At 71.7% G+C, this 19308-nt stretch carries 12 protein-coding genes; 11 read left to right on the top strand and 1 reads right to left on the bottom strand.

Translation table 11 applies throughout. The features are described 5' to 3' along the window. Window positions 1–9 precede the first annotated feature (9 nt). Window positions 10–846, bottom strand: coding sequence for an AfsR/SARP family transcriptional regulator (locus tag ACLJQE_RS26930; RefSeq protein ID WP_410642160.1), 837 nt, complete (start codon window positions 844–846; stop codon window positions 10–12). Between the two features lie 502 nt (window positions 847–1348). On the opposite strand from ACLJQE_RS26930, the gene ACLJQE_RS26935 reads away from it, so the two are divergent. The 11 genes from ACLJQE_RS26935 (at window position 1349) to ACLJQE_RS26985 (ending at window position 19306) form a co-directional block, all read left to right on the top strand. After that, window positions 1349–2263, top strand: coding sequence for a helix-turn-helix transcriptional regulator (locus ACLJQE_RS26935; RefSeq protein ID WP_410642161.1), 915 nt, complete (start codon window positions 1349–1351; stop codon window positions 2261–2263). Window positions 2264–2291: 28 nt separating this feature from the next. Then, window positions 2292–3287, top strand: coding sequence for a DUF1702 family protein (locus ACLJQE_RS26940; protein WP_410642162.1), 996 nt, complete (start codon window positions 2292–2294; stop codon window positions 3285–3287). Window positions 3288–3411: 124 nt separating this feature from the next. Further along, a complete protein-coding gene (locus ACLJQE_RS26945; protein ID WP_410642163.1) occupies window positions 3412–4422 on the top strand; it encodes a DUF1702 family protein in 1011 nt (336 codons plus the stop codon). Then, window positions 4419–6392 carry a CRTAC1 family protein gene (locus tag ACLJQE_RS26950; protein WP_410642164.1) on the top strand — a complete coding sequence of 658 codons (1974 nt, stop codon included), beginning with the start codon at window positions 4419–4421 and terminating at the stop codon, window positions 6390–6392. Before ACLJQE_RS26945 ends, ACLJQE_RS26950 begins: the two co-directional genes overlap by 4 nt. Window position 6393: 1 nt before the next feature. Beyond that, a complete protein-coding gene (locus ACLJQE_RS26955) occupies window positions 6394–7398 on the top strand; it encodes an enediyne biosynthesis protein (protein ID WP_410642165.1) in 1005 nt (334 codons plus the stop codon). Further along, complete coding sequence (locus ACLJQE_RS26960) at window positions 7395–8768, top strand: cytochrome P450 (RefSeq protein WP_410642166.1); 1374 nt, start codon at window positions 7395–7397, stop codon at window positions 8766–8768. Before ACLJQE_RS26955 ends, ACLJQE_RS26960 begins: the two co-directional genes overlap by 4 nt. Window positions 8769–8803: 35 nt before the next feature. Beyond that, a complete protein-coding gene (locus ACLJQE_RS26965) occupies window positions 8804–9373 on the top strand; it encodes a DUF5987 family protein (protein ID WP_410642167.1) in 570 nt (189 codons plus the stop codon). Beyond that, window positions 9370–11022, top strand: coding sequence for a GMC family oxidoreductase N-terminal domain-containing protein (locus ACLJQE_RS26970; RefSeq protein WP_410642168.1), 1653 nt, complete (start codon window positions 9370–9372; stop codon window positions 11020–11022). The genes ACLJQE_RS26965 and ACLJQE_RS26970 overlap by 4 nt, the downstream gene beginning before the upstream one ends. 132 nt (window positions 11023–11154) lie before the next feature. Continuing rightward, on the top strand, window positions 11155–12228 hold the full coding sequence (locus tag ACLJQE_RS26975) for a carboxymuconolactone decarboxylase family protein (protein ID WP_410642169.1): 1074 nt from the start codon (window positions 11155–11157) through the stop codon (window positions 12226–12228). A gap of 202 nt (window positions 12229–12430) precedes the next feature. Beyond that, on the top strand, window positions 12431–13225 hold the full coding sequence (locus ACLJQE_RS26980; protein WP_410642170.1) for a TIGR03084 family metal-binding protein: 795 nt from the start codon (window positions 12431–12433) through the stop codon (window positions 13223–13225). A gap of 255 nt (window positions 13226–13480) precedes the next feature. Then, complete coding sequence (locus ACLJQE_RS26985; protein ID WP_410642171.1) at window positions 13481–19306, top strand: type I polyketide synthase; 5826 nt, start codon at window positions 13481–13483, stop codon at window positions 19304–19306. Window positions 19307–19308: the final 2 nt, after the last annotated feature.

The raw sequence follows: 19308 nt of genomic DNA on the forward strand, positions 1-19308 counted from the left end.
GTGGAAGCGTCAGTGGTGGTCGCCCTCGGAGATGAGGTCGCGGTGGAGCAGCTGCAGCTCGTCACACGGCTCGACGCCGAGTTCTTCGCTCAGCCGCTTGCGCATGCTGCGGTAGACGGCCATCGCGTCGGACCGGCGTCCGCTGCGGCCCAGCGCCCGCATCAGCTGCCCGTGCAACGCCTCGTCGAGCGGGTTCCCCGCGGTCAGCGACCGCAGTTCCCCGATCAGCTCACGGTGGCGCCCGCTGGTGATCTCGGCCTCGATGAGCATGTGCAGGGTGTGGCGTCGCTGCTCCAGCAGCTCCACCGTGTACGGTGCCAGCATCGGTCCACAGTGGACGTTGGCGAGCGGCGGACCGCTCCAGAGGTCCAGCGCCGCGCGGAAGCGCAGCGCCGCGGCCGCGTGCTCGTTCTGGCGCAGCAGTTCCTGGCCCTCCTGCTGGAGCCGGTCGAAGCGGAAGACGTCGACCTGGGCCGGGTCGATCCGGAAGATGTACCCCGGTGCCCGGGTGGCGAGCATCGCCTCGGCGCTCTCGGCGAGGCTGTTCTGCTCGATGCACCGCCGCAGGTGGTAGATGTAGGTGTGCAGCGTGGTCCGCACGGTCCGGGGTGGATTGCTCGCCCACAGCTCCTGGGTGATCGAGTCGACGTGCACCATCTTGCCGGGCCGCATCACGAGCAGGGCGAGCAGCTGCAGGATCTTCGGTGTGGTCGGTGCGTAGTCGACGCCGTCGCGCAGGACGCTCAACGGGCCGAGGACGGTGAACTCAACCACACCTTCGGGTGGTTTGACCGGTCGTTGAGCCACGCCGACCAGTCCGTCCGATAGCTTCTTTTCGGAGTACATGCCGGGCGCCTCCAGTGTTCCTGCTCCGATGTCTCGAGCTCCCCAGTGCAGCCTCGCCGGATCGTGGTGGTCGACCCCGGGCTGTCCACTGTCGAATGTGACAGAGCGGCGGGGCACCAGCCAGTGAACCGTCCACCAGAGTCAAGATGTGTTTCGTGCGGCGGACCCGTGGGTTCCGCACGGTTCCCACCCCCGCCGCGAACCCCCGCGGGCCGGGCCGGCCGGGCAAACCCCAGGTCCCGATCATCCCCGCGGCCGGGCGATGAGGATCCGCGGCCGCTATCACCCGCCGTATCCGAGCGTCTGTCAGACCGGGCCCGTGCGAGACGCATGCGCCGGGGGTGCGTTCGGCACTTCCGGCGCGTGCGGCCCGCACGGGCCCTGTTCCGATGCTGCGCCGTCCTCCTTCGACTCTCGATCGGAGGTCCACCGGCCTGCGAGGTCTGGCGTCTTACCTGGCGGCGATGGGTTTTGACGCCGTAGGAAATTCGAGGTTGGACTGATGATCTTGCGATCGGTTGCGTCAGGGGGTGCCGACGGCGGTGAGCCGGCGGCCGGTGTGGAGCGCTACAGGCAGGACCTCGACCAGGTGGTCCAGCCCGCCGTTCTGCGCGCGATCGAGATGATCCTTGATCGCTACTTCGAGCCGATCACGCTTTCGGCTCTCGCGTCCGAGGTGTACGTGAGCCCGTTCCACTTCTCGCGCATCTTCGCCAAGGCGACCGGGGTGACGCCCGGCCGGTTCCTCACCGCGGTGCGGCTGTTCGAGGCGAAGCGGTTGCTGCTGACGACGTCGCTGACGGTGTCGGACATCGTCTGCAGCGTCGGCTACAGCAGTGTGGGCACGTTCACCAGCCGGTTCGTCCGCGCGGTCGGGATGACCCCGACCGAGTACCGCGAACCCGAGGTCGGTGAGCTGCTCGTGGCTCACTCGGCGTACTTCCAGCGGTTGCCTTCGCTGCGTTCCCTGCGGGCGGCCGGCAGTTCGTGCGCGTCCCTGCAGTCGGGCAGCGGACGGCTGACCGTGCGCTTGAGGATGCCGGAGGACGCCGCGCCGGCCACCGTGCTCGTCGGGGTGTTCGCCGACGCGGTGCCGCAGAGCGGTCCGGTGGCCTTCGGCGGGCTCGCCGAGACCCGGTCCGCCGAGCTGACGCTCGACGGCGTGCCGGAGGGCAACTGGACGGTGATCGCGGTCGCCGACCACGGTGCGGTGCGGCAGGTGCCGTCCGGGCCCGCGTTCACCGTCGCCACCTCGGCGGCGACGGTGGCCGAGTTCGAGCCGACCACGGTGACGATGCGGCTGCGCCCGCCGTCCCTGATCGACCCGCCGATCGCGATCACGCTGGCGTCGCGGCAGTCGCCGGCCGGCCAGCGGATGCTCGCGGCGCAGCGGGCCCACCTGCGTGCCGTGGCCTGACCCACCCGAACGAAAACGAGGACTTCAGATGTCGACTTTCCTGGGTGTGCTGCGCAAGCGCGTGCTCGCACCGTCACTGGCCTCCGTCGGGTTCGAGGAGCGCGGTTTCCCCATCACGCCCACCACGGCGACGGCCCGGCTGGAGGCGGTGCCGCAGGCCGTGGTGTGCGGGTTCGAGTGGGCGATCGAAGGCGCTTCCCTGTGGGAACTGGAACGGCGGCTCGCGCTCGTCGAGCCGGAGCAGCGCGGATTCGCGTACGAGGGCGCGACCATGGGCTACACGATCCTGGACGCGATGCCGGGCGGCGGCCGCGACCGCACGAAGGCCCTGCTGGAAGGCCCGGGGGAGCCGCACATCTTCCTCACCTACATCGGGATCGGGTTCGCGATGGCCCGGCTGCCGCGTCCACTGTGGAAGAACATCCTGCCGGAGCTGACCGGCGTCCACCACCACCCGGTGATGAGCTGGCTGGCGGTGGACGGCTACGGCTTCGACCGGGCCTACTTCGACACCCGCCGCTGGATCGACGAACAGGCCGAGCCGGCACCGTACCCGTGGGCGGGGCGCGCGGACTACTTCCCGCGTGCTTTCGACCAAGGCGTGGGCCGGGCGCTGTGGTTCATCCACGGCGGGGTGCCCGAGGCCGTCGCCGCGGCGGTGGACGCGTTCGCCGAAGCCCGCCGCCCGGACCTGTGGAGCGGGGTCGGGTTGGCGGCGACGTTCGCCGGCGGCGCCGGCCAGGCGGGGCTGGCGGCGCTGCGCCGCCTCTCCGGGGCGCACCACGCGGAACTGGCGCTGGGCGTGGTGTTCGCGATCAAGGCGCGCACCTATTCGACGTACGTGCCGGAGCACAGCCGGCTCGCCGCGGCCGTGCTCGCGGACCTCACCGTCGAAGCCGCCGAGGCGCTCGCGGACCGCACGGAGGTGCCGTTCGACGACGTCGGCCCCGTCCCGCCGTACGAGCTGTGGCGGGCGCGGATCCGGGCCGAGTTCGGTGCGGGAACGCTGCGCGTCGCGGGTTGATCCCGCGGCGCTCGCAACTGTGGAGTAGACCCGTGACCACGGCTTATGTGAGCGTGGAAGCTGTGACAACCGGGGCCTCGCCCCAGGCCGGGGGCTTCGCCACCCGGACCCCGAAAAGCACATGATGGAACCCGAAAAGGGGGAGAGTGCGTTGGGCAATGGTTGGCGTGCGCTCAGGCGCCGAATCCTGACACCGGACGTTTCGGAGACCTCGCTGGTCAAGCGCGGCTTCCACAGGAAGAGCCCAGCCGCTCAAGAACGGCTCGAGACGGTCGGGGAGAAATTCCTCCTCGGCTACGCGCACGCGGTCGAAGCGCGTTCGCCGGAGCAAGCCGAGGAATGGCTCGAACAAATTCCGACACAATTCCGCGGCTTCGCCTACGAAGGCGCCGGAATGGGGTACGGCGTTCTCGACGGGCTGCCGTTCGGCAAGAGCACGAACGTCGCCGAGTTCCTGGCCGGCCCCGGCGAGAAACACGACTACATCATCTACGTCGGGGTCGGCTGGGCCATGTGCCGGCTCCCCCGGTTCGCGTGGCCGAAGGCGTCGGGCTTCGACCCGCTGCTGCGCTGGCTGGTGCTCGACGGGTACGGCTTCCACCAGGCGTACTTCAAGACCGAGAAGTACATAAAGCAGCAGCACCAGGACGCCGGCTTTTCCTGGCCGGACCGGCGCTACGACGGCTACGCGCTGCGGGCCATCGACCAGGGCATCGGCCGGGCGCTGTGGTTCATCTGCGGCACCGACGTCGAGCTGGTGGCCAAGACGATCGAGGAGTTCCCCGAGTCGCGCCACGGCGACCTGTACGCCGGGGTGGGGCTGGCCTCCACCTACGCGTGCGGTGTCACCGCCGACGAGCTGGCGGAGCTGGTCGACCGCGCCGGCATCCACCGCGGGCAGCTGGCGCAGGGGAGCGCCTTCGCCGCCGAGTGCCGGGTGCGCTCGGGCCTGATGATCCCGGAGACGGAGATGGCGGCCCGCGCGATCTGCGGCATGTCCGCCGAACGCGCCGCGGCCATCACCCAGGAGGTCCGCCCGGCCGTCGTCGTCGACGGCGACGACGTCCCGGCCTTCGAAACCTGGCGGCAGCGGATTGCCGACGAAGTCCTCACCCACGGAGGTAAGAAGAAATGACCACGACCTTCGGCTGGCTGCGCAAGCAGCTGGCGGGCATCGTGGCGCTGGTGCTGATCCTCGGCCTGTTCCTGGTCGCGCGCCTGCCCAGTGTCTCCGCCGCCGAGCAGGACACGATGGCGGACAAGTTCCGCTTCACCCCGATGACGATCGCGCTGCCCGCGGCGAAGAAGTCGCAGTCGATCCGGACGGTGAACAAGGAGTACGAGAAGATCGCGGCCTGGATCTCCTCGGTGGGGGCCGCGATCGCGATCAACGACATCAGCGGCAGCGGCAAGACCAACGACCTGTGCCTGGTCGACCCGCGCAGCGACCAGGTCGTCATCACGCCGACGCCGGACTCGGGCCCGCGGTACGCGCCCTTCGAGCTCGACCCCGCGCCGGCCCTGCCGACGTGGGACTACATGGCGCCGATGGGCTGCGTCCCCGGTGACTACAACGAAGACGGCCGGACCGACATCCTCGCCTACTACTGGGGCCGCACCCCGGTGCTGTTCCTGCAGAAGGCCACCGCGACCAAGTTCGACGCCTCCGCGTTCCAGCCGACCGAGCTGGTGCCGGGCAACTTCCGCGGCGCCGACGGCAAGTACAACGGTCCACTGTGGAACACCGACTCCGTCACCATCGGCGACTTCGACGGCGACGGGCACGTCGACGTCTTCGTCGGCAACTACTTCCCGGACAGCCGGGTGCTGGACCCGAACGCCGACGGCGGCATCACGCTGAACCAGTCGATGTCGCACGCGGTGAACTCGGGCGCCAAGTTCATCTTCCGCTGGACCGGGGCCACCTCCGGTGCCCACCCGAGCGCCCAGTACATCGATGCCTCCCAGGGCATCCCGGAGAGCGCCCGCCTCGGCTGGACGCTGGCCTCCAGCGCGACCGACATCGACGGCGACAACCTGCCGGAGCTCTACATCGCCAACGACTTCGGCCACGACCACCTGCTGTACAACCGGTCGACGCCGGGGAAGATCGAGCTCTCCGAGGTCACCGGGGTCCGCGGGTTCGACGACCCGAAGTCGAAGGTGCTGGGCCACGACTCCTTCAAGGGGATGGGCGTCGACTTCGGCGACCTGAACCACGACGGCCTCTACGACCTGTTCGTCAGCAACATCACGACGTCGTGGGGCATCGAGGAGTCGAACTTCCAGTTCATGAACAAGGCCAAGGACAACGCGGACCTGACCAAGCAGCTGAAGGACGGTGTCGCGCCGTTCCACGACGACAGCGCCGAGCACGGCACGGCGTGGTCCGGCTGGGGCTGGGACGTCAAGATCCAGGACTTCAACAACAGCGGCGAGAACCAGATCGCCCAGGCCACCGGGTTCGTCAAGGGGCAGGTCAACCGCTGGCCGAACCTGCAGGAGATCGCCACCGCTCACGACGGCCTGCTGTCCAACCCGTTGTGGTGGCCGAACGCCCGCGCCGGTGACGACATCGGTGGTGACCAGACGCTGCACTTCTTCGTGAAGAGTTCCGACGGCCGGTACACCGACCTCGCGCCGCAGCTCGGCCTGGCGGTTCCGGTGCCCACCCGCGGCATCGGCGTCGGTGACACCGACGGTGACGGTCTGCCCGAGTTCGCCGTGGCGCGGCAGTGGGAGCAGCCGATCTTCTACCACAACGACAGCCCGAACCCCGGCAAGGCCCTGCAGCTGAAGCTGTTCACCGACGCCCCGGTGGCGCCCGGCCCGCTGCCCGCGGCCGGTTCGCCGGCGATCGGCGCCCAGGTCACGGTCACGACCTCGGACGGCAAGAAGTACCTCGGCCGGGTCGACGGCAGCAGCGGGGAGGCCGGACGGCGCAGCTTCGACATCCAGATCGGCCTCGGGCACAACGTCAGCGGACCGCTCGACGTGCACCTGCAGTGGCGGGACCGGACCGGGCACCTGCGCACGCAGAACCTGAAGCTGCAACCCGGCTGCCACATGTACCAGCTCGGCTCCACGGCGAAGGAAGCGATGTGACATGGCCACCCCGACTCTGACCAAGGTGGACAGCGCGCCACCGAAGCGGACCAACAAGGTCATCACCGCGCTGCGGCGCTTCGCGATCTCGATCACGATCTTCAACATCCTCGGCTACACCGTGCTCGGCTTCGAGCAGCCGTGGCTGTACCCGTTCATCGCGCTGGCGACCGCGTACACCACCGAAATCCTGCTCGAGATCATCAACGCCCGGGTGACGAGCCGTGAAGTCCGGTTCAAGGGCAACGGGTTCAAGGGGCTCGCGGAGTTCCTGCTCCCGGCGCACATCACCGGCCTCGCGCTGAACATGCTGACCTACGTCAACGACCAGATCCTCGTGATGATCTTCGGCGTCGTCGTCGCGGTCGGGGCGAAGTGGGTCCTGCAGGCGCCGGTGTACGGCCGCATGCGGCACTACATGAACCCGTCGAACTTCGGCATCACGATGATCCTGCTGGTGTTCCCGTGGGCGAGCATCGCCCCGCCGTACCACTTCACCGAGCAGGTCGACACCTGGGTCGGCTGGCTGATCGTCGGCATCATCCTGGCTTCGGGCACGCTGCTCAACGCGAAGCTGACCAACCGGATGTGGCTGATCGCGGGCTGGCTGGGCTTCTTCGTGATCCAGGCCGTCGTCCGCGGCTGGCTCTTCGACACGTCCATCCCCGGCGCGCTGGCGATGGGCACCGGCGTCGCGTTCGTGCTCTACACCAACTACATGGTGACCGACCCGGGCACGACGCCGTCGAAGCCGGTCTCGCAGTTCGCCTTCGGGGCCGGGGTGGCGCTCGCGTACGGCTTCTTCACCGCCGTGCACGTGGCCTACGGGTTGTTCCTGGCCACCGCGACCGTCTGCCTGATCCGCGGCCTGTTCCTGTGGGGCCTGCACTTCTCGAACAAGGCACGGATCAAGTTCGAGGCCGAGCAGGCCGAGCAGAAGGCCAAGCTGGAGATCGCGCCGCCGGCGGAAACCGGTGACGAGAAGCCGGGAGCCATCGCGGCATGACCGGCTCGCAGCACGAAGCCCCGGCGGCGCGCACCGCGCCGCCGGGGCCGCCGCGCCGAGCGACGTTCCGGTTGCTGAAGCAGCTTTTCACCGACCGGCTCGCCCTCATGGGCGACAACGCCGAGACCTACGGCGACGTCGTCCGCATCGCCATCGGCCCGAAGGCGATGTACCTGGTGAACCACCCGGACCTCGCGAAGCACGTCCTCGCGGACAACGCCGCCAACTACCACAAGGGCATCGGCCTGCAGGAGGCCCGCCGGGCCCTCGGTGACGGCCTGCTCACCAGCGACGGTGAAACCTGGCGCAGCCAGCGCCGGACCATCCAGCCGGTGTTCCAGCCCAAGCGGATCTCGCGCCAGGCCTCGGTCGTCGCGTCCGAAGTGGACGGCCTGATCCGCCGGCTGGCCGCGCACGACGGGCCCGTCGAGATCCTGCACGAGATGACCGGGCTGACCCTCGGCGTGCTCGGCAAGACGCTGCTCGACGCCGAGCTCGGCGGCTACGAAACGCTCGGCCACTCGTTCGAGGCCGTGCAGGACCAGGCCATGTTCGAGGCGGTCACGTTGAGCATGGTGCCGCAGTGGGTGCCGCTGAAGAAGCAGCTGGAGTTCCGCACCGCGCGCGACGACCTGCGCCGGATCGCCGACGAGCTGGTCGACCAACGGCTCGCGAACCCGGTCGAGAACGGCGAGGACGTGCTGTCCCGGCTGATCGCGTCCGGATCCGAGCAGGGCGCGTCGCGCGAACGCATGCGCGACGAGCTCATCACCCTGCTGCTGGCCGGGCACGAGACCACGGCGAGCACGCTCGGCTGGGCGTTCCACCTGATCGACGAGCACCCCGAGGTCGGCGAGCGGCTGCACGCCGAAGCCACCGAAGTGCTCGGCGACCGGCTGCCGGAACACGAGGACCTGCGGCGGCTCACCTACACCGTGGCGGTGGTCGAAGAGGTCATGCGGCTGTACCCGCCGGTGTGGCTGCTGCCGCGGATCGCCCAGGCCGACGACGAGATCGGCGGGTACCACGTGCCGGCCGGGTCCGACGTCGTCGTCGTGCCCTACACGCTGCACCGGCACCCGGAGTTCTGGGCCGACGCGGAGCGCTTCGACCCGGAGCGGTTCACCTCCGCGGAGCGGCCGCCGCGGTACGCCTACCTGCCCTTCGGGGCCGGGCCGAGGTTCTGCATCGGCAACAGCCTCGGGGTGATGGAAGCGGTGTTCGTGCTCGCCATGGCCGCACGCGACCTCGAACTGCGCAAGGTGCCGGGCAAGGTCGTCGAGCCCGAGGCGATGCTCTCGCTGCGGGTGCGTGGCGGGCTGCCGATGACCGTGCACCCGCGCGCGGCCCGCGTGCGCAAGGCCGCCTGAGTCCTGCTGTGGAAATTCGATGAGGAGGTAGGCCGGTGCAACCCGAAGTCACCGAAGAAGAACGCTTCAAGAACATGACCCTCGAGGCCTACGCGGACACGATCGTCCCGGGGGAGAAGCGGTCCCCCGAAGACCGGGCGATCGCCGGGGCCGCGCCCGGCCCCGGCTCGGTGGCGGCGGGTGCGCTCGACCTGCTGAACTTCGACGCGACCGGCGTCACGGCCGGCCTGCCCTACCTCGCGCAGTCGCTCAACGACCACGCGAAGTCCTACGCGGGCGAGGTGGACCTCGAGCTCGACTTCGACGTCCCGCCGTTCGTCGCCCTGCCGTACGAGCACCGCCGCGAGCTGGTGCGCCGGCTGACCACGCCGGGGCACCCGGAGAAGGACGGCTGGGTCAGCCTCGCCCTGTTCTGCAACATGGCCTTCGACAGCGCCGCGCACCTGCACACCGCCGAGGCCATCCGCGACGGCCACCCCGGGCTGCTGGCCCTGGGGTACACCCCGCCGGACGCGGACGGGTTCTGGCGGTTCCCGAAGTACGGCTACGGCCGCAAGCTGGCCGAACTCCACCCGGACACGACGGCATCGGGGAGCCCCGCATGAGTACAGTTGACAAGACCGACGTCGTCATCGTCGGCAGCGGCTTCGGCGGATCCATCCCCGCCTACCACCTCGCCGCGGGCGGGGCCAAGGTCACCGTGCTGGAGCGCGGGCCGTGGCTGGCCGCGGCCGACTTCGAGCACGACTACCTGCTCGGCTCGTCCTACACCCGCGCGTTCGACTTCGTCGTCGGCGACGGGATGAGCATCCTGGGCGGCAACTGCGTCGGCGGCGGTAGCGTGGTGTACTTCGCCGCGATGCCGCGGGCGCCGAAGTTCGTCTTCGACCGGCACGGCAGCATCGGGCGGCGGATGTGGCCGCAGGCGATCTCCCGCGACTCGCTGGAACCGTGGTACGACCGCGTCGACGAGTCGATCCCGGTGTCCAAACAGGACTGGAACGACGTCTCCTACGCCGGTGGCCTGTGGGCCGCGGCCTGCAACCACTCGGGGCGCACGGCGAACCCGGCGCCGGTCGCGGTCGACAACGACACCTGCGTCAACTGCAACTTCATGATGGCGGGCTGCAAGTTCGACGCCAAGCGGTCGATGCTGACGAACTACCTGCCCGCGGCACTGTCGCACGGCGCGGAGATCCGGCCGCTGCACGAGGTCCAGCGGCTCGAGCGCACGGAGGACGGCGGCTACCGCGTCCACTTCGACATCGTGGACGAAGAGGACTACCGGGTGCACACGAGCACCGGCGTGATCGAGGCGAAGATCGTCATCATCGCCGCCGGCGCCGGCGCGACCCCGGTCATCCTGCAGCGCTCGGAAGCCGCGCTGGGCAGCATGCCGCACGGCGTCGGCCGGTACTTCTCCGGCAACGGCGAGCGGCTCAACACCGCGATCATCGACGAGGACCGCGTCCGCGACGTGCTCGGGCTGTCCCGTGAGGACGGCCCGATCTACTCGGCCAACCACATCGGCAAGGGCCCGACCGTGGCGAACTGGGACAAGCTCGACGGCTCGCTGCCGGAGTACGAGCGGTACTCGCTGGAGCAGCTGTACTTCCCGCCGGGCCTGGGCACCATCCTCGCCCAGGCGCCCGGCGGCGAGGAACCGCGCTGGTTCGGCGCGGAGAAGAAGGAAATCCTGAAGAAGTGGGCGAACTGGCTCACGATCTTCCTGATGACCGAGGACGACAACGAAGGCGTCTTCGGCACGCCGCCGCCGACCGGCAACGCGTACCGGATTTCGCAGCAGATGCTCGGCCGCGGTTCGCTGCGCTACGACCCGACCACGAACACCCGCCGCGGCTGGGCGCTCGCGGACGCCGACTGCAAGGCGATCATCGAGAAGGACGGCATCGGCACGGTGGCGCCGTGGACCAACGACGTCGTGGGCGCCTACACCGTGCACCCGCTGGCGTCGTGCCGGATCGGGGACGACCCGGCGACGTCGGCGCTGTACGCGAACCACGAGCTGCGCAACCACCCGGGCATCTTCGTCACCGACAGCTCGGCGGTGCCGGGCGCGCTCACCGTGAACCCGGCGATGACCATCGCCGCGCTCGCCGAGCGGTCGGTGCCGAGCATCGTCCGGGCCGCGCAGGCCCGCGGCATCGACGTCAAGTACGGCGCCCCGGCGCCCGACGGCTCGATCACGGGCCGCCGCGCGGTGTCCAAGCTGGACCTCGTCGCCGGCAACTGACGGACCCGACCAGCGAACTCGCGTACCTGGACGGTCGGTTCGCGTACCTGGAGGGTCGGACGGCGATCCGACCCTCCAGGTACGCGAACCGACTCCCCGGGTACGCGAGTTCGCGCGTTTCGAGGAGGAAAGATGGCGCCGAGGCTGGTGCGGGTCGCGTTGCGGCGGACCCTGAAGGACGTCAAGCACGTCGAGGCCACGGCGCCGCGGCGGGCGCGGGGGCTGGTGCGGGCGGTGTACCGGCAGGTCGAGCGGGACTTCGGGATGCTCGCCCCGCCGATGGCGCTGCACTCGCCGTCACCGCCCGTGCTGGCCGCCGCGTGGCTCGTGCTGCGCGAGTCGCTGGTCGCGGCCGGGGTGTCGAGCCGGGCGGACCGGGAGGTCGTCGCGGCCGCCGTCTCGGCCGCGAACGACTGCCCGTACTGCGTCGAGGTGCACGCGATGGCCCTCGGCTCGCTGGGCGAGCCGGCCGCCGCGGAGGCACTGGTGGCGAACCAGCCGGACGCGATCACCGACCCCGACACCCGCGAACTCGCCGCCTGGGCCCGGGGTGCGGGTCCGCTGCCGCCCGGGGTGCCCGGGACGGCCGCGGCCGAGTTCGCCGCCGTGGCCACCGCCTTCCACTACCTCAACCGGGTGGTGAGCGTCTTCCTCGACGACTCGCCGCTGCCGGACCAGGTGCCCGCGTCGGCCAGGGGGACGGCGAAGGCCGTGCTCGGGCACTTCCTCCGGCCGGGGGCCCCGCCGCCGGCCGGGCAGGCGCTGGAGCTGCTGCCCGCCACCAGCGCCGACGGCCCGGGCTGGGCCGCGCCGGGCAGCACGCTCGCCGACGCGTTCGCCAGAGCGGGGGCGGCGTTCGAGGCGGCGGGCGAAGGCGTGCTGCCGCCGCGGGTGCGCGACCTCGTCCGGCGGGAGCTGAAGGACTGGGACGGCCGCCCGCCGGGGCTGGGCCGGTCGTGGGCCGACGGGCCGCTCGCCGAGCTGCCCGCCGCCGAACGGCCGGCCGCGCGGCTGGCCCTGCTCGTGGCGAAGGCGCCCTACCAGGTCGACGCCCTCGTGGTCGCCGCCGCCCGCCGCGACCGCGACGACGACCGCGGCCTGATCGAGCTCGTCTCGTGGGCCGCTCACGCCGCGGCCGAAGAGCTGGGTGCCCGCCTTTCCCTGCGCCCACGAGGAGAAGACGGCCCCGGCGGGCGCGGGCGATGATTCGGGGAGGAGCGGATCGACCGGCCGGTCGAGCGCAGCACCGGACACAGCCGAGACGCGCCCGGGTGCCGTCGTCCCGGCCGGGCCGGTCCGCTCCCGGCGGCCGCCGCACCGGGGCCCACCCCACCCCCGCCCTGTGCGCGGCGGCCGCCGGCACCGTCCCTGACTGTCCACGAAGAACCGATGATGGAGAGGACTTCCGGTGACTGACACGACGGCCGTGATCGCCGACCTGACGACCGAGGCCGAGGGCGTGGACGCGCTCGTCGCCGGTCTTTCCGAGACGGAGTGGGACACCCCGACCCCGGCGCCCGGCTGGACCGTGCGCCACCAGGTCGGGCACCTCGCGTTCATCTTCCGCATCGCGGGTCTCGCCGCGGCGCAGCCCGACGCCTTCGTCGCCATGACGAAGTCGATCGGCGGTGACCTCGACGCCGCGGTCAACGGTGCTCTCCAGGAGTACCTCGGCGGCCCGGCGGAGGTCCTGCTGAACCGCTGGCGCGCCGAGCGCGACCAGGGCATCAAGGCGCTCGCCGCGGTGCCCGGCACGGAACTGGTGCCGTGGCTGGTCAACCCGCTCCCGCCGTACGTGCTCGCGTGCGCCGGGATGATGGAGGCCTTCGCCCACGGCCAGGACATCGCCGACGCGCTCGGCGTCCGGCCGGTCCGCACCGACCGCCTCGCCCACCTCGTCGGCTTCGCCGTGCGGGTCCGCGACTTCGGGTACCAGGCCCGCGGGCTGACCCCGCCCGAGCAGGAGTTCCGGTTCGAGATCACGACGCCGTCGGGCCGGTTGCTGACCTTCGGGCCGGAGGACTCGCAGGAGCGCGTCACCGGCAGTGCCGAGGACTTCTGCCTGCTGGTCACCCGGCGGCGGCACCCCGAAGACCTGGACGTGCGGACCGAGGGCGGGCTGGCCCGGCAGTGGCTGGAGCTGGCGCAGGCCTACCGGGGCCCGGCGGGCGAGGGCCGCCGACCCGGGCAGTTCACGCCCTGAGTGTCTGATGTGGACACACGGTGCGCGCGGGGGATTTGTCCCCCGTTGCGCAACCGGTGTCCGGGGCAGGCAGAAAGAAGAAGCTAGGGGCGCGGGAGTCCATGCTTGACCGGACTGCGCCGGACGGCGGCGGCGAGATCGTCCGCCGTCGCCGAAGGAACGACTCGGCCGGGGGCGAGACCCGCGCCGGACAGCACCGGGAACCGTCGCCCCCGGCGACGGACGGGCTCGAGAGCTATATGGGAGTGCGGTGGCATGAGCGTTGAGCGGATAGCGATCGTCGGGATCGGCCTGCGGTATCCGGACGCCCGTTCGCTGGAAGAGCTCTGGGAGAACGTGCTGGCGGGCCGCCGCGCGTTCCGCCGGCTGCCCGACGAACGGATGAACCGGGCCGACTACTACTCTTCGGATCCGGCCGCGCCGGACCGGTTCTACGCGCAGAAGGCCGCGGTCCTGCGCGACTTCGAATTCGACCGCGTGGCCTACAAGGTGGCGGGCAGCACGTTCCGCGCCACGGACACCACGCACTGGCTGGCGCTGGACGTGGCCGCCCAGGCGCTGGCCGACGCCGGGTTCCCCGAGGGCGAAGGGCTGCCGAAGGAGGCGACCGGTGTCGTCATCGGCAACAGCCTCACCGGTGAGTTCTCGCGCGCCAACATCATGCGCCTGCGCTGGCCCTACGTCCGCCGCACGGTGGCCGCCGCGCTGTCCGAGCGCGGCTGGGGCGACGACGAGACGGCGTCCTTCCTGCGGGAGCTCGAGGTCCAGTACAAGGAGCCGTTCCCGGAGATCAACGAGGACTCACTGGCCGGCGGGCTGGCGAACACGATCGCCGGGCGCGTCTGCAACTACTTCGACTTCGCCGGTGGCGGCTACACGGTGGACGGCGCCTGCTCGTCCTCGCTGCTGTCGGTGGTGAACGCCGCGAACGCGCTCGCCCAGGGCGACCTCGACGTCGCCATCGCGGGCGGTGTCGACCTGTCGATCGACCCGTTCGAGGTGATCGGTTTCGCCAAGACCGGGGCGCTCGCGAAGCGCGAGATGAAGGTCTACGACGCCGACTCGAACGGCTTCTGGCCGGGCGAAGGCTCCGGCATGCTCGTGCTGATGCGCGAAAGCGACGCGATCGAGCAGGGCAAGCGCATCTACGCCTCGATCGGCGGCTGGGGCGTGTCCTCGGACGGCAAGGGCGGCATCACCCGGCCGGAGGCGGCCGGGCACCGGCTCGCCATCAAGCGCGCCTACGACCGCGCGGGCTACGGCGTCGAGACCGTGTCCTACTTCGAGGGCCACGGCACCGGCACCGCGCTCGGCGACGCCACGGAGATCGAGGCGCTCTCGACCGCGCGGCACGCGGCCGACCCGCTGGCCGCCCCGGCCGCGTTGTCGACCATCAAGGGCAACATCGGCCACACCAAGGCCGCGGCGGGGGTCGCCGGGCTGATCAAGGCGACCCTCGCCGTGTACCACCAGGTCATCCCGCCTGCCACCGGCCACTTCGACCCGCACGAGAAGCTCACCGGCGACTCCGCCCGGATGTACGTGCCGCTCGAGGCGCAGCTGTGGCCGTCCGACGCCCCGGTCCGCGCCGGTGTCTCCGCGATGGGCTTCGGCGGGATCAACTCGCACGTCACCGTCACCGAGGCGCCCGGCGCCCCGCGCCGTCCCGAGCTGGACGAGCGGACCCGGGCGCTGGTCTCCGGCCGCCAGGACGCCGAACTGCTGCTCTTCGACGCCGACGACGTCGACGCGCTGCGGGCCCGGATCACCGCGCTGCTGGAGGTCGTGCCGAAGCTGTCGATGGCCGAGCTCACCGACTTCGCCGGGCAGCTGGCCGGCGAACTGGCCGGGCGGCCCGTCCGCGCCGCGGTCGTGGCGACCGGCCCGGAGGAGGCCGAGCGCAAGCTGACCCGGCTGCTCGAGCTGCTCGGCGACGACGGGACCGTCTTCGCCGCCACCGACGGCATCTTCGCCGGCCACGGCGCCGGCCGCCCGCGCATCGGCTTCCTGTTCCCCGGCCAGGGGTCGGGACGCGCGGCCGAAGGTGCCGTGCGACGCCGGTTCACCGTCGCCGACGACATCTTCCGCGCCGCGGGCCTGCCCGTCGGCGCCGACCACGTCGCCACCGAGGTCGCCCAGCCGCGGATCGTCGCCGGTTCGCTGGCCGCCCTGCGGGTGCTGCACCTGCTCGGCATCGAGGCGCACACGGCGGCCGGGCACAGCCTCGGCGAGCTGACCGCCCTGCACTGGGGCGGGGCCCTGGACGAGCGCGCGGTGCTGGGCCTGGCCAAGATCCGCGGCAAGGTGATGGCCGAGACCACCGCGGGCGAAGGCGGCGGCGCGATGGCGGGCATCGCCGCGTCGCCGAGCCGGACCGAAGAGCTCGGCCTGGGCACCGACGTCGTCATCGCGGGGTACAACGCGCCCGAGCAGACCGTGATCTCCGGCCCGGCCGTCGCCGTGGACCGGGTGATCGCCCGTGCCCACGCCGAGGGCGTCACGGCGACCCGGCTCAAGGTGTCGCACGCGTTCCACTCGCCGCTGGTCGAACCGGCCGCGGCGGCGATGACCGAGCGGCTGGACGAGATCCCGTTCGCCCGGCTCGAGCGCGCGGTCGTCTCGAGCGTGACCGGCGACGTCCTGCACGCCGCCGAGAACCTGCCTTCGCTGCTGCGAGACCAGATCGTGCTGCCGGTCCGCTTCCGCGAGGCCGCCGCCAAGGTGGCCGAGCGCAGCGACCTGGTGATCGAGGTCGGGCCGGGCCGGGTGCTCTCCGGCCTGTTCGAGGAGATCGCCCCGGGCACGCCGGTGCTGGCGGTGGACACCGACAGCACCACGCTGAGCGCGGTGCTGCGGGTGGCCGGTGCGGCCTTCGCGGCCGGCGCGCCGCTGACGCCCGCCCCGTTGTTCGAGGGCCGCGTCCTGCGCCCGCTGCCCGAGGACGGTGTCTTCAACTTCCTCGCCAGCCCGTGCGAGGCGGCGCCGGAGATCGACAGCGAGCTGGCCGCGGAACTGGCCGCGGAGAAGGCCGAGTCCGCTTCGGCGGCCGAGGTGCACGACGGCAACGCCAACACCACGCTCGACCTGCTGCGCAAGCTCGCTTCCGAGCGCGTCGAGCTGCCGCTGGAGACCGTCACCGCGGACACCCACCCGCTCGACGACCTGCACCTGTCCTCCATCACGGTCGGGCAGCTGGTCAACGACGTCACCCGGGCGCTCGGCCGGCCCGCGCTCGAGGGCATGCCGAACTTCGCGACGGTCTGCCTCGGCGATCTCGCCGAGATGATCGACGAGCTCGCGCAGACCGCGAAGCCCGCCGACGCGGGCAGCGGCGAGGTCCCGGGCGCCGGCCCGTGGGTCCGGCCGTTCGCGGTCGAGTACGTCCCGGCTCCGCGGCCGCACGCCGACCTGACGCCGGGCGTGGGCAACTCGCGCTGGGAAGTGTTCTCGACGCCGGGGCACCCGCTGGCCGAGCCGCTGCGCGCGGCACTGGCCCGTGCGGGCGCCGGCGACGGCGTGCTCCTCTGCCTGCCCGCCGACTGCGACGCCGGCCACGCCGGGTTGTTCCTCGACGCCGGCCGCAACGTCATGGCCGCGCCCAACGGCACGCGCTTCGTCGTCGTGCAGCACGGCCTGGGCGCCTCCGGCCTGGCGAAGACGCTCCGGCTCGAGGACCCGTCGGCCCGCACCACGATCGTCGACCTGGCCGACCCGACACCGGCCGACCCGGCCGCCATCACCGAGGCGGTCCGGCTCGTCGTCGCCGAAGTCGCCGCGACCACGGACTTCTGCGAGGTCCGCTACGGCGCCGACGGCGGGCGCACGGTGCCGCGGCTGGCCGCGGTCGCCCCCGCGCCCACCGGCCCGGTCCCCGAGTCGCTGGAGCCGGGCGACGTCCTGCTCGTCACCGGTGGCGGCAAGGGCATCACCGCGGAGAGCGCGCTGGCGCTGGCCAAGGACTCCGGGGCGAAGCTCGCCCTGCTCGGGCGCAGCGACCCGGCCGACGACAGCGAGCTGGCCGACAACCTCGGCCGGATGGCGGCCGCGGGCATCGACTACCGCTACGAGCGCGCCGACGTCACCTCGGCCACCCAGGTCGCGGACGCGATCTCGCGGATGCAGGCCGAGCTGGGCCCGGTCACGGCGGTGCTGCACGGTGCCGGGCGCAACGAGCCCGCCGCCCTGTTCAGCCTCACCGAGGACATCTTCCGCAAGACACTGGCCCCGAAGATCGGTGGCCTCAACGCGGTCCTGGACGCGGTCGACAAGAGCAAGATCAAGCTGCTGGTCACCTTCGGCAGCATCATCGGCCGGGCCGGCCTGCGCGGCGAAGCGCACTACGCCACGGCCAACGACTGGATGACCGAGCTGACCCTGCGCTTCGGCCGCGAATACCCGCAGGCGCGGGCGGTCGCGCTCGAATGGTCGGTCTGGTCCGGCACCGGCATGGGCGAGAAGCTGGGTGTCGTCAGCGCCCTCAAGCGCGACGGCATCACGCCGATCCCGACCGAGGACGGCATCGCCATCCTCAAGCAGGCACTGGCCGACCCGGCGGTGCCGCCGGTGCTGGTCGTCTGCGGGCGCACGGGCGGGCTGGCCACGCTGCCCATCCAGCGCAAGGAACTGCCGCTGACCCGGTTCGTCGACCGCGCGGTCGTGCACTACCCCGGCGTCGAGCTGATCACCGAGGCGGACCTGTCCGCCGGGTCGGACCCGTACCTGGCCGACCACCTGCTCGACGGGCAGCTGCTGTTCCCGGCGGTGCTCGGGATGGAGGCGATGACCCAGATCGCGGCGGCCACGCTCGACCGGACCGGCGCGCCGGTGCTGTCCGACGTGGAGTTCCTGCGCCCGATCATCGTCTCGCCGGGCGGGTCGACCACGATCCGGCTGGCCGCCGTCGCGGCCGACGCCGACACCGTCGACGTCGTGCTGCGCAGCGACGAGACCGGATTCAGCGCCGACCACTTCAAGGCGCGGCTGAACTTCGCGAGGCCCGCGGAGATCGGCCCGGCGGTGCGGCGGGAGGTCGACGTGCCGTCCGTGCCCGTGGAACCGATCACCGAGCTGTACGGCTCGGTCCTGTTCCAGGGCAAGCGGTTCCAGCGGGTCGTCGGCTACCGCCGGGCGAGCGCGCGGCACGCCGTCGCGGAGATCGCCACCACGGCGGACTCCACGTGGTTCGCCCCGTTCCTGCCGCAGGAGCGGCTGCTGGCCGACCCGGGCACGCGGGACGCGATGATGCACGCGATCCAGTGCTGCGTCCCCGACGCCACGCTGCTGCCGCAGGGCATCGAGAAGCTCTACCTGGCCGAGCCCGGCGCCCAGCACCCGGAATACGTGCTGCTGGACGCGAAGGAGCGGCTGCAGGACGGCGACAGCTACGTCTACGACCTCGACGTCCGCAACCCCGACGGCACCCTGGTGGAGCGCTGGGAAGGCCTGATGCTGCGGGCGGTCCGCAAGACCGACGGGGCCGGGCCGTGGGTGCCCTCGATGCTCGGCTCCTACCTGGAGCGGGCCTGCGAGCGGATGCTCGGCGGCAGCCGGGCGGTCGTGCTGGAGCCCGACCCGGCCGGCGTCGAGGTGGGCGGCATCGCCGAACGCCGCGCCCAGACCGCGCTGGCGGCGAGCCGGGCGCTCGACCGGCCGGTCGAGATCCGCTACCGCCCGGACGGCAAGCCGGAGATCGACGGCGGCGAGATCACCGCGTCGCACAGCTCCCGGCTGACCCTCGTCGTGGCCGGCACCGGACAGGTGACCTGCGACGTCGAGACGGTGCTCGAACGCACCGAGGAGGACTGGGCCGGGCTGCTCGGCGAAGACCTGCTCTCGGTCGGCCGGCTGCTGGCCGCCGACGCGGGCGAGCCGGTCGAGGTGGCGAACACCCGGGTCTGGAGTGCGCTGGAATGCGTCCGCAAGACGGGCGCGATGACCGAGTCCCTGACCGTGCACCGGGTGGAGGCCGACGGCTGGGCCTTGCTGGCCAGCGGGTCGGCCCGGATCGCGACCTGGGCCACGACCGTCAACGACCGGACCGAGCCGGTGGTCTTCGCGGTGCTGCAGGCAGAGGAGAGCTGAGC

Source organism: Amycolatopsis sp. lyj-346 (genome assembly GCF_046548975.1).
Taxonomy (GTDB): domain Bacteria; phylum Actinomycetota; class Actinomycetes; order Mycobacteriales; family Pseudonocardiaceae; genus Amycolatopsis.